At 42.2% G+C, this 12,512-nt stretch carries 8 protein-coding genes; all 8 read left to right on the top strand.

All coding sequences use genetic code 11. The features are described 5' to 3' along the window. The first annotated feature begins 254 nt into the window (after positions 1 to 254). Positions 255 to 2,375 (top strand): (Fe-S)-binding protein, encoded by a 2,121-nt coding sequence (locus tag ACR65M_RS10255; protein WP_440273261.1) that lies wholly within the window; start codon positions 255 to 257, stop codon positions 2,373 to 2,375. Between the two features lie 209 nt (positions 2,376 to 2,584). Further along, a complete protein-coding gene (locus ACR65M_RS10260; RefSeq protein ID WP_440273262.1) occupies positions 2,585 to 3,763 on the top strand; it encodes an acetyl-CoA C-acetyltransferase in 1,179 nt (392 codons plus the stop codon). A gap of 189 nt (positions 3,764 to 3,952) precedes the next feature. Beyond that, a complete protein-coding gene (locus tag ACR65M_RS10265) occupies positions 3,953 to 4,804 on the top strand; it encodes a 3-hydroxybutyryl-CoA dehydrogenase (protein WP_440273263.1) in 852 nt (283 codons plus the stop codon). 73 nt (positions 4,805 to 4,877) lie between these two features. Beyond that, positions 4,878 to 6,011 (top strand): acyl-CoA dehydrogenase, encoded by a 1,134-nt coding sequence (locus ACR65M_RS10270; protein ID WP_440273264.1) that lies wholly within the window; start codon positions 4,878 to 4,880, stop codon positions 6,009 to 6,011. A gap of 86 nt (positions 6,012 to 6,097) precedes the next feature. Beyond that, entirely contained in the window at positions 6,098 to 7,237 is a 1,140-nt protein-coding gene (locus ACR65M_RS10275; RefSeq protein ID WP_121448539.1) for an acyl-CoA dehydrogenase family protein, read from the top strand. Between the two features lie 204 nt (positions 7,238 to 7,441). Continuing rightward, complete coding sequence (locus ACR65M_RS10280; protein ID WP_121448538.1) at positions 7,442 to 8,065, top strand: TetR family transcriptional regulator; 624 nt, start codon at positions 7,442 to 7,444, stop codon at positions 8,063 to 8,065. A 20-nt stretch (positions 8,066 to 8,085) separates the two neighbouring features. Beyond that, positions 8,086 to 11,346 (top strand): fused isobutyryl-CoA mutase/GTPase IcmF, encoded by a 3,261-nt coding sequence (gene icmF, locus ACR65M_RS10285; protein ID WP_440273265.1) that lies wholly within the window; start codon positions 8,086 to 8,088, stop codon positions 11,344 to 11,346. A 378-nt stretch (positions 11,347 to 11,724) separates the two neighbouring features. Continuing rightward, positions 11,725 to 12,297 carry a DNA-directed RNA polymerase subunit delta gene (gene rpoE / locus ACR65M_RS10290; RefSeq protein ID WP_440273266.1) on the top strand — a complete coding sequence of 191 codons (573 nt, stop codon included), beginning with the start codon at positions 11,725 to 11,727 and terminating at the stop codon, positions 12,295 to 12,297. Positions 12,298 to 12,512: the final 215 nt, after the last annotated feature.

Here is a 12,512-nt window from a genome sequence, read left to right on the forward strand (position 1 = left end):
GATTGATTATTTAAGGTTTTTAAAGAAAAAGTAGTTGACTGAATGCTCATTCATTATATAATGGAGATACGAACTATATAGTCAGAATTTTAACTCCATTCAGCAGGGCAAGCCTGCCTGAAAAGAGTTAAGCCTCCGGCGGATGCCTCAGATTTTTTAGAGAAAATATATCGAGCAAGCTCGATAAAAATCTGGGCGCAAATTCCCAAGGTGAATTTGATTAAGTTTAGCAAATTTTAGAAAGGGGTTAAAAAGTGAATATCCTCTTAGTAATTAATCTTCTTGCATTCTTATCTGTAACCGCTTACGCAATTTATCTTTTCGTTTATTTGATCAAGACAAGAATTGCTTATATCAAACTTGGCAAAAAAGTCGAATTTGATGGGGAAGTAAAGGAGAGACTTCAGCGGATATGGGTCAACGTGTTTGGGCAGAAAAAACTTTTAAAAGATAAAAAGAGTGGAGTCATCCATGTGATGTTCTTTTACGGGTTTATTCTTGTCCAATTTGGCGCGATTGATTTTATTTGGAAGGGTCTAAAACCAGGTTCACATCTGCCACTGGGACCTTTGTATCCAGGCTTTACTTTTTTCCAAGAGATTGTCACATTTATGATCTTAGTTGCAGTCGTTTGGGCTTTCCACCGCCGTTATGTGGAAAAGCTTGTTCGATTGAAAAGGGGCTTTAAATCAGGACTCGTTTTATTATTTATTGGTGGTTTAATGCTTTCTGTTTTATTAGGAAACGGTGCTGCAATCGTTTGGCATGGCCATGAAACAACATGGACCGAGCCTATTGCATCCATCATCTCACTTGCATTAGGCGGGCTTAATGAAACAGTTGCCATTGTGATTTTTTATGTCGCATGGTGGATTCACTTACTCTTCCTGTTAAGCTTCTTAGTTTATGTGCCGCAATCAAAGCACGCGCACTTAATTGCCGGGCCTGCAAATGTGTATTTAAGCAGACAAACAAGCCCAGGGAAGCTTGAGAAAATTGATTTTGAGGATGAAACACAAGAGACTTTTGGTGTTGGGAAAATTGAAGACTTCAAGCAAACCCAGTTAGTTGACCTTTATGCATGTGTGGAATGTGGACGCTGTACAAATATGTGTCCGGCAACAGGTACAGGAAAAATGCTTTCCCCAATGGATTTAATTGTGAAATTGCGTGATCACTTAACGGAAACAGGTGCTGTTGTAACATCACAGGTTCCGTGGGTTCCAGCAGTTGCATTCAATCATACAAAGGCAAATCAGCTAGCGCTGGCTTCAGCTGGCCAAGGTGCAAATGAAACAGCTGCTACAGCAGAGTTAGCATACAACCCAAGCTTAATTGGTGATGTTATTACAGAAGAAGAGATTTGGGCTTGTACAACTTGCCGTAACTGTGAAGACCAATGTCCAGTCATGAACGAGCATGTTGATAAAATTATTGATTTACGTCGTTATCTTGTTCTGACAGAGGGAAAAATGGATGCGGATGCTCAACGTGCGATGACGAATATTGAGCGCCAAGGAAATCCATGGGGACTGAATCGTAAGGAAAAAGAAAACTGGCGTGAAGTTCGTGAAGATGTTCATGTACCAACTGTAAAAGAAATGAAAAAAGCCGGAGAAGAATTCGAATACTTATTCTGGGTTGGTTCAATGGGTGCATTCGATAACCGAAGCCAAAAAATCGCTCTATCTTTTGCGAAGCTTATGAATGAGGCTGGCGTGAAATTTGCGATTCTTGGAAACAAAGAGAAAAACTCTGGTGACACACCACGTCGACTCGGAAATGAATTCCTATTCCAAGAGCTTGCGACGAACAATATTGCTGAATTTGAAAAGGCAGAAGTGAAGAAGATTGTGACAATCGACCCACATGCCTACAATATCTTCAAAAATGAGTATCCAGATATGGGACTTAAAGATGTCGAGGTTGTCCACCATACAGAGCTATTGTATGACCTGGTAAAAGAGGGTAGATTGGTTCCAAAGCATGCGGTAAATGAAGTCATTACATGGCATGATTCCTGTTATTTAGGCCGATACAATGATGTGTATGATCCACCTCGCGAAATTTTAAAACAAATTCCAGGTGTTCAGTTGGTTGAAATGGAACGTAACCGTGAAAAGGGAATGTGCTGTGGTGCTGGCGGTGGTCTCATGTGGATGGAAGAGGATACAGGAACTCGTATTAACGTAGCAAGAACAGAGCAAGCGATTGCGGTGAGTCCTACAACGATTGGTTCTGGTTGTCCGTACTGCTTAACAATGCTAAGCGATGGTACAAAGGCGAAGGAAGTAGAGGAGCAAATCGGCACATATGATATTGCTGAAATCCTTGAAAGATCCGTTGTCGGTGATCAAAAAGAAATTGCATCATAGTGGAAAAATATGATTTATCTTCCAACCTCTATATTGTAAAATAGGAGTATAGGAAACATTTATTTTATTTGTAATAGATTAACAGATAAAGAGAGGTGTACATTGGTACGCCTCCTTCTTTCAGACAAGGCTGAGCGAGCGTTCAGTCGGAAAAATGTAAGCGGTTTCGATTTTTGCGTTAAGTCGAGAAAAATCAAGGAGGTTTGAGCATGGGAAAAACAGTCATTATCAGTGGTGTTCGTACTCCGTTTGGGAAATTAGGGGGAAATCTTAGTTCATTAACAGCGTCCGAACTTGGTGGAATCGCTATCAAGGCAGCATTAAAGCGGGCAGGCATTGAAGGTGAAAAGGTTGATGAAGTGATTTTTGGAAATGTTCTACAAGGTGGCCAAGGGCAAATTCCATCCCGACAGGCTGCAAGAAATGCAGGAATTCCGTGGGAAGTAAAAACAGAAACCATTAATAAAGTGTGTGCATCAGGGCTTCGCAGTGTCACACTTGCTGATCAAATTATTCGTGCAGGTGACGAAGAGATAATTGTCGCTGGTGGTATGGAATCAATGAGCAATGCGCCTTACTTTTTACCTAAAGCACGATTTGGATTACGAATGGGAGATGCAAGCTTAAAGGACTTAATGGTTCATGATGGCCTAACCTGCAGCTTCCAGGGTGTTCATATGGGGACCTACGGCAATGAGGTTGCGTCAGAGTTTAGCATTTCCCGTGAAGAACAAGACGAGTGGGCTCTTCGCAGTCACGAACGTGCCATAGCGGCAATTGAATCTGGCAAGTTCGCGGAGGAAATCGTTGCAGTAGAGGTAAAAGGCCGTAAAGGTGCAAACACAGTTGTTGACCAAGACGAAGCACCGCGAGCAGACACAACCATTGAAAAGCTAGCAAAGCTGAAGTCCGTGTTTAGCGCAGATGGCACGATTACGGCTGGTAACGCACCTGGCGTGAATGATGGTGCAGCTGCACTTGTTCTCATGAGTGAGGAGCGAGCAAAGCAAGAGGGAAAAGAGCCACTTGCAACGATACTTGCTCATGCTGCAATTTCTGTTGAAGCAAGTGATTTCCCGAAAACTCCTGGCCTGGTTATCAAAGAATTGTTAAAGAAAACGGGCAAGTCAGTCGATGAAATCGATTTGTTTGAAATTAACGAAGCCTTTGCTGCAGTTGCCTTAACAAGCGGTAAAATTGCTAATCTTGACCCTGAGAAAGTCAATGTCAATGGTGGGGCTGTAGCACTTGGTCACCCAATTGGAGCTAGTGGTGCGAGGATAATTATTACCCTTATTCATGAATTAAAACGCCGTGGCGGCGGCATAGGCATAGCTGCGATTTGTAGTGGTGGCGGTCAAGGCGATGCCATTATGATTCAGGTATAACTTTATTTATAAGGTAGGAACGTAATTAATTCGATACTTAGATTTCTGTGTCTAGCTCCGGCGTCTAGCCCCTCGAGGTCACAATCCATTCCGTCAAGAAGGTCAGAGAGCAACCTTCTAGCCGGCATGTATTGTGCTTGTCGGGGCTGAGCAAGGCGCCTGCGCATTTCAAATTAGGAGGTATGTTTGATGAAGGTACAAAAAGTGATGGTCATAGGTGCAGGACAGATGGGCTCTGGGATTGCACAGGTTTGTGCGATGGCAGGCTACGATGTAAAGCTCCATGATTTAAAACAAGAATACGTGGATCGCGGGTTTGGGACGATCACGAAAAACCTTACACGACAAGTCGATAAAGGTCGCATGAGTGAAGAAGAAAAAGCAGCAACTTTGGGAAGGCTTACTCCCTCTCTTGATTTGCAGAATGCAAGTGATGTCGACCTTGTGATTGAGGCGGCCGTTGAAAATATGGACATCAAGACAAAACTTTTCTCACAACTAGATGAAATTGCACCTCAGAATGCTATTTTAGCAACCAATACTTCCTCTCTTCCGATTACAGAAATTGCCGCAGCCACGAAGCGCCCGGAAAAGGTAATTGGAATGCATTTTATGAATCCAGTTCCAGTAATGAAATTAGTTGAAATTATTCGTGGCTTAGCCACAGCTGATGAAGTTTATCAAGTGATTGAAGATATGACAAAAACGTTGAATAAGGTACCAGTTGAAGTCAATGACTTCCCAGGATTTGTGTCAAACCGTATTTTAATGCCGATGATAAATGAAGCAATCTACACCCTTTATGAAGGTGTCGCTACAAAAGAAGCAATTGACGAAGTGATGAAGCTTGGCATGAATCATCCGATGGGGCCACTGACACTTGCTGATTTTATCGGGCTTGATACATGTCTTTACATTATGGAAACCCTACACGAAGGCTTTGGTGATGACAAATATAGACCATGTCCATTGCTTCGGAAATACGTGAAAGCGGGTTGGTTAGGAAAAAAATCTGGTCGAGGTTTCTACACATACGAATAATAGGGGTGAGCACGAAGTGACAACTCTTAAATACAACCCAACTCATCAAGATCCCGCATTGGAGGGAAACAGCATGAACTTTCATTTTTCAGAAGAACAAGAAATGATGCGAAAAATGGTGCGTGATTTTGCAAAAGAAGAAATCGCACCGTTCGTGGAGCGCATGGAAAAAGGAGAATTTCCACGAGAAATTCTTTCGAAAATGGGGTCCCTTGGATTAATGGGAATTACAACCCCTGAAAAATATGGTGGAGCAGGGATGGATTTTACGTCCTATATTATTGCGATCAACGAGCTTTCTAAGGTGAGCGCAACCATCGGGGTTATTTTATCCGTTCATACCTCAGTTGGTACGCATCCTATCTTATATTTTGGAACAGAAGAGCAGAAGCAAAAATATATTCCAAAGCTTGCAAGTGGAGCGTATTTGGGAGCTTTTTGTCTCACAGAACCGAGCGCTGGCTCAGATGCTGCTAGTTTAAAAACAAGAGCAGTCAAACAAGGTGACCATTATGTGTTGAATGGGTCAAAGGTGTTTGTCACAAATGGTGGCGAAGCGGATGTATATATTGTATTTGCCCGCACAAACCCGAACGAAACGGGAAGCAAGGGCATTACGGCTTTCATTATTGAAAAAGATACACCGGGCTTTGTGTTCGGAAAAGATGAGCATAAAATGGGACTTCTCGGATCACGTACGCTTCAAATCACCCTAGAAGATGTAATGGTACCAACTGAAAACATTCTAGGGGTTGAAGGTGAGGGTTTTAAAGTCGCGATGGCGAATCTAAGTATGGGTCGAATCGGCATTGCTTCCCAAGCGCTTGGAATTGCGGAAGCGGCGCTAGAACATGCAGTGGAGTATGCGAAGAATCGTTACCAATTCGGTAAACCAATCGCCTCCTTGCAGGGAGTCGGCTTTAAGCTTGCAGATATGGCGACAAATGTCGAGGCTGCTAGACTACTAATCTATCGGGCTGCATTCCTACACGACCAGGGCTTGCCATGTAGCAAAGAATCCTCGATGGCAAAACTGTTTGCCTCGAAAACAGCGGTGGAGGTTGCAACCGAAGCCATTCAGGTTTACGGGGGCTATGGCTATACAAAAGATTATCCGGTTGAACGATTCTTCCGAGATGCCAAAATAACTGAAATATACGAAGGAACTAGCGAAATTCAAAAAATCGTCATCAGCAAACATCTATAAATGGGTCAAGGGGACAGGTCCCTTGTCCCAGGAAAAAAATGGTGGGACGAGGGACCTGTCCCTCTGTCCCAATGGAGGTAATGGAAATGTATTTTAAGTTGTCTGAAGAGCATGAGATGATTCGTAAGATGGTTCGTGATTTTGCAAAGAATGAGGTTGCACCGACAGCGGCGGAGCGTGATGAAGAGGAACGCTTTGATCGTGAAATTTTCGATAAAATGGCGGAGCTTGGGTTAACGGGAATTCCGTGGCCAGAGGAATATGGCGGAATTGGTAGTGACTATTTAGCATATTGTATCGCTGTCGAAGAACTTTCAAGAGTATGCGCTTCAACAGGGGTAACTCTTTCCGCTCATACATCCCTTGCAGGTTGGCCGATTTACAAGTTTGGTAGTGAAGAACAGAAGCAAAAATACTTACGACCAATGGCACAGGGTGAAAAAATCGGTGCCTATGGATTAACAGAGCCTGGCTCTGGTTCAGATGCAGGTGGAATGAGGACAACTGCTAGATTAGAAGGCGACCATTATGTGTTAAACGGTTCGAAAATCTTCATCACAAACGGTGGGATTGCTGATATTTATGTGGTGTTTGCGTTAACTGACCCATCTTCAAAACATAAAGGTACAAGTGCGTTTATTATCGAAAGCGACTTCCCTGGTTTCTCTGTAGGGAAAAAAGAACAGAAGATGGGAATTCGTTCATCACCTACAACTGAAATTATGTTCGAAGAGTGCCGTGTCCCTAAGGAAAACTTACTCGGCGAAGAGGGTGAAGGCTTTAAGATTGCCATGATGACGCTTGATGGAGGTCGTAATGGGATTGCAGCCCAAGCGGTAGGAATTGCTCAAGGTGCCCTTGATGCCGCTACTGAATATGCGAAAGAACGTGTCCAATTCGGTAAACCAATTGCCGCTCAACAGGGAGTCGGCTTCAAGCTTGCGGATATGGCAACAAGTGTCGAGGCAGCTCGTCTCTTAACCTATCAAGCAGCGTGGTTAGAATCAGAAGGACTTCCATATGGCAAAGAGTCTGCGATGTCAAAACTTTTTGCTGGAGATACAGCGATGAAGGTAACTACAGAAGCGGTTCAAGTGTTTGGTGGTTATGGCTATACAAAGGACTATCCAGTCGAGCGTTATATGCGTGACGCAAAAATCACTCAAATCTATGAAGGCACACAAGAAATTCAACGCCTCGTCATATCTAGAATGTTAACAAAATAGTGGGTCAAGGGGACAGGTCCCTTGTCCCAAGAAAAAAGGTGGAACGAGGGACAGTTGCTTCAAAATGTCTAGCTCCATGCGACGTCGGTTCTAGGTCATAAGCCAATCGTTTCGGAAGGTAACATGCACCTTCTGTCAGCGCTCGTTTTATGCTTGTAGCCGATATGTTCGAGCGCCCTGGGCTTTATCTTTGGAGGTGAAAAGATGCGAAGGAATGATGTTCCGGCTTCAGTGAAGGATGAGCGGTTGATTAAGAAGCGGCGGGATCAGATGATTAAGGGTGCGGTGACGCTTTTTAAGGAAAAAGGGTTTCATCGCTCAACAACGAGAGAAATTGCGAAAGCTGCTGGTTTTAGTATTGGCACACTTTATGAGTATATCCGTAAGAAAGAAGATGTTCTTTATTTGGTCGTAGACAGTATTTACGATCAGGTTAAAGAGCGAATGGAAGAAGCAATCAACACAAAGGAAGGTAGTATAGAGAGTCTAAAGCTTGCGATTCGCAATTACTTTCTTGTAATGGATGAGATGCAGGATGAGGTACTTGTCCTTTATCAGGAGGCGAAATCTCTCTCAAAGGATGCCCTTCCATATGTGTTGAACAAAGAAGTAGAAATGGTGGGTATGTTTGAAAGGGCAATTGAAGATTGCATTGCCAACGGGGAACTTCAATTGCCGAAAAAACAGGTTGAACTTGTAGCTCATAATATTTTTGTTCAAGGCCAGATGTGGGGCTTTCGCCGCTGGGCGATGCGCAGGCTTTTCACGCTTGAGGAATATATTGAGATGCAAACAGAGCTTTTATTAAAAGGTATCGTTTCAAAATAGGTGAGACTGGGGGAATGGAAATGAGTACGGTAGAGGTATATCGTCCTAAGCATCATGTTCGGTTTGTGACGGCTTCAAGCTTATTTGATGGGCATGATGCCTCGATTAATATCATGCGTCGCATCCTACAGGCGAGTGGTGCAGAAGTAATCCATCTTGGACATAACCGCTCGGTGGAGGAAGTAGTGAATGCAGCAATCCAAGAGGATGTGCAAGGTATCGCGATTTCCTCGTATCAGGGTGGACATGTGGAATATTTTAAATTTATGTATGATCTTTTAAAAGAGCGCGGGGCTTCTCATATTCGCATCTATGGCGGCGGTGGCGGAGTTATTATCCCTCGTGAAATAAAGGAGCTTCATGAATACGGAATTGCAGGGATTTTCTCACCAGACGATGGTCGCACTCTGGGTCTTCAAGGGATGATCAACAAGATGCTACAAGAGTGCGATTACCCAACAAGCACGGAGCTAACCGATGAACTTGAGCTCCTTCAAAATGGGGACTACAATACGGTCGCTAAGCTCATAACGATTGCGGAAAATCAAATTGGAACCAACAATGAAACGGCTGCAGCGACTGAAACAATCATTCAAAAAATAAAAGATCTTGAAAAAACGGTTCCAGTTGTGGGGATTACAGGTACAGGTGGAGCAGGAAAAAGCTCCCTCACGGACGAACTGATTCGCCGCTTTATCAATGAATTCGACGATAAAAAAGTTGCGATCCTATCTGTTGACCCAACAAAACAAAAAACCGGTGGTGCTTTACTTGGTGACCGAATTCGCATGAATGCTATTTTCTCTCCAAGGGTTTATATGCGAAGCCTTGCTACGAGAGGTTCAAAATCAGAATTGTCGCTAGCCATTAAAGATGCAATTGCAGTAGTAAAAGCAGCGGGCTTCGACTTAATCATTGTTGAAACAAGTGGGATTGGGCAAGGTGACGCCGAAATTACAGAGGTCTGTGACATCTCCATGTATGTTATGACAAGTGAATTTGGTGCACCTTCACAGCTTGAAAAAATCGACATGATTGACTATGCCGACTTGATTGTGATTAACAAATTCGAACGCAAGGGTTCAGAAGATGCAAAACGTCAGGTGCAAAAGCAGTATCAGCGTAGCCACCTTTTATTTGAAAAAGACTACGAAGATATGCCGGTATTCGGTACGATTGCAAGTCAGTTTAATGATCCAGGAACGAACGCCCTTTTTGCTAATCTAGTGGATAAAATCAATGAAAAAATGGGTGCAGACTGGGAAACTTCATTCGAAAAAACGGCAGATGTCCAAAAACAAAATGTCATTATCCCGAATGACCGACGCTATTATTTACGTGAGATTTCTGACACAGTTCGAAACTATCATAAAAAAGCAGCCGAACAGGTGGAAATCGCAAGAAAGCTATTCCAAATTAGCGGTACGATTGAGAGCGTGAAGGAACTGGGCAACGAGGACGTCCTCAAAGCTCTTGAAACACTTCAATTCCAATATGAAACAAAGCTTTCGGATGAATCGAAGAAAATCCTTGCAAACTGGGAATCTTTGAAAGAAACCTATAAAGGTGAGAAATTCATTACGAAAATTCGTGACAAGGAAATCGTGACCATTTTAAAAACGAAAAGTCTCTCGGGTCTATCGATTCCAAAGATTTCTCTCCCAGGCTTTAAGGACTTCGGAGAAATTCTCCGTTGGGTTTACAAAGAGAATGTTCCGGGTTCATTCCCTTATACAGCAGGTGTGTTTCCGTTCAAACGTGAAGGCGAAGATCCGAAACGTCAGTTTGCAGGCGAAGGGACCCCAGATCGGACGAATCGACGTTTTCATTATTTATCAAAGGATGATGATGCAAAACGCTTAAGTACAGCATTTGACTCTGTAACTTTATATGGTGAAGACCCTGCTTATCGCCCAGATATCTATGGGAAAGTTGGAGAAAGCGGCGTCAGTATTTGTACCCTCGATGATATGAAAAAGCTCTATAAAGGGTTTGATCTTTGTGCACCGTCTACTTCGGTTTCAATGACAATCAATGGACCAGCACCAATTATCCTAGCCATGTTCATGAATACTGCTATTCACCAACAGGTTGAAAAGCGTGAACAGGATCTTGGCCGCATCTTAACGGTGGAGGAGTTCCAAGAGGTACGCGCGAAAACATTACAGACAGTTCGTGGAACAGTTCAAGCGGATATTTTAAAAGAAGATCAGGGCCAGAATACGTGTATTTTCTCAACTGAATTTGCGTTGCGTATGATGGGGGATATCCAAGAATATTTCATAGATCATAAAGTAAGAAATTATTATTCAGTATCAATTTCTGGTTACCATATTGCAGAAGCGGGTGCTAATCCGATTTCTCAACTCGCCTTTACCTTATCAAACGGGTTCACGTATGTGGAATATTACCTAAGCCGTGGGATGAATATTGATGATTTTGCACCAAACTTATCCTTCTTCTTCAGTAATGGGCTCGACCCAGAATATACCGTAATTGGTCGGGTGGCACGCCGCATTTGGGCAACGGTCATGAAAGAAAAATATGGAGCAAATGAGCGTAGTCAAAAATTAAAGTACCATGTACAAACATCTGGACGTTCCCTCCATGCACAGGAAATTGATTTTAATGACATTCGTACGACACTGCAGGCACTAATGGCTCTTCACGATAATTGTAACTCGCTTCATACGAATGCATACGATGAGGCCATTACAACACCAACCGAGGAATCGGTTCGCCGTGCGATGGCGATTCAGATGATTATTACGAAAGAGCATGGATTAACGAAAAATGAAAATCCGCTACAAGGTTCTTTTATTGTTGAGGAACTCACTGATTTAGTGGAAGAAGCAGTGCTTCAGGAATTCGACCGACTGAATGACCGTGGTGGTGTTCTAGGTGCGATGGAAACACAGTATCAGCGCGGAAAAATTCAAGATGAGTCCATGTATTATGAGATGAAAAAGCATACGGGTGAGCTTCCGATTATTGGCGTAAATACGTATTTAAATCCTAATCCGCCAACAGAGGAGGATTTAAACAATATCGAGCTTGCGCGTGCAACAAAAGAAGAAAAAGAACTTCAAATTAAAAATTTAAAGGAATTCCAAGAACGAAATAAGGATAAAGTAGAAGAAGCATTAAAAAAGCTTAAACAGGTTGCAGTGAACAATGGCAATATTTTTGAAGAATTGATGGAAACGGTTCAGGTCGCAAGTCTTGGCCAAATCACACAGGCGCTCTATGAAGTTGGCGGACAGTACCGTAGAAATATGTAGAAAATGATCGAGGCTGAACTAATAACTTTATTCAGGGAGGCCTCGATTTTTTTAGTATGGGAAATTAATGATAAGTATACAATGAGTGAAGAACTTAAATATGGGCTGAATAAAGTTATAGCCTCCGGCGGATGCCTCAGATTTTTTAGAGGAAGTTTTTCGAGCAAGTCGAAAAAAATCTGGGCGCAAATACTTTAAGGCGTATTTTATTTAGTTAGTTCAGCCTTAAATTATGATATGTCTGGCATAAAGTGGTTGATTTTGTTTATAATGAATGATATGTATTTTACAGAACTCTTTTTTATTTTTTATAAGAAGAATCCTGACAACAAGTTTTTACCAGAATTCCAGTTACATACATAGAAAGGGAGTGCCTTGATGAGTCTCGATCAATACTCACCAGAGCAAATTAAAGAAATGTCAATGCTTGAAGTAGCGTATGAGATTTTCTTAGGGAGAAAAGACGCGATTACATTTAACGAGCTAGTTGACGAAGTAACAAAAGTATTAGAGCTTTTAGAAGAAGAGGTTCGTACAAGAATTTCTCAGTTTTATACAGATCTCAATATCGATGGTCGTTTTATTACATTAGGTGATAATCGTTGGGGACTTCGTACTTGGTATCCATACGAGCAAATCGACGAAGAGGTTACTCATACTGAAAAGCCGAAGAAGAAGAAAAAGAGCAAGAAGAAGGATGAGGATGACGAACTCCTTGGCTTTGACGATCTTGACGAAGATGATCTTGATTATGATGAGGACTTTGATGAAGAAGATGAAGATGTGGATGACATCGAGGATGACGAAGAAGAAGAAGAAGATGAGGACTTTGATGACATCGACGACGAAGATGACTTCGATGATGACGATGAAGAACTCATTGATGATGAAGAATATGAATTAGACGAGGAAGAAGAAGACGAAGAGTTTGAAGAAGAGGAAGAAGACTAATCCTCAAGATCTAACTAGTTAAATTAAACTCAAACTCATATTGACTTTTTAATCTTATCTCGGTAGAATACTTTTTGGGCTCTAAAAAAAGAGTATCTACGAAACCATATTAAAGTTTCGCTCCCTTACATATTGTAAGTGGACTAACCTAAAATAGTGAGACAATATAAAACACCTCCAAAATGGCAATACTTGAGATAAGTATTGTGACATTA

Source organism: Ferdinandcohnia sp. SAFN-114 (assembly GCF_059415045.1).

Bases quoted from the DNA above. Each gene is read 5' to 3' on its own strand.
- ACR65M_RS10260 (WP_440273262.1), top strand. From the start codon at position 2,585: ATGGGAAAAACAGTCATTATCAGTGGTGTTCGTACTCCGTTTGGGAAA.
- ACR65M_RS10265 (WP_440273263.1), top strand. From the start codon at position 3,953: ATGAAGGTACAAAAAGTGATGGTCATAGGTGCAGGACAGATGGGCTCT.
- ACR65M_RS10270 (WP_440273264.1), top strand. From the start codon at position 4,878: ATGAACTTTCATTTTTCAGAAGAACAAGAAATGATGCGAAAAATGGTG.
- ACR65M_RS10275 (WP_121448539.1), top strand. From the start codon at position 6,098: ATGTATTTTAAGTTGTCTGAAGAGCATGAGATGATTCGTAAGATGGTT.
- ACR65M_RS10280 (WP_121448538.1), top strand. From the start codon at position 7,442: ATGCGAAGGAATGATGTTCCGGCTTCAGTGAAGGATGAGCGGTTGATT.
- icmF (WP_440273265.1), top strand. From the start codon at position 8,086: ATGAGTACGGTAGAGGTATATCGTCCTAAGCATCATGTTCGGTTTGTG.
- rpoE (WP_440273266.1), top strand. From the start codon at position 11,725: ATGAGTCTCGATCAATACTCACCAGAGCAAATTAAAGAAATGTCAATG.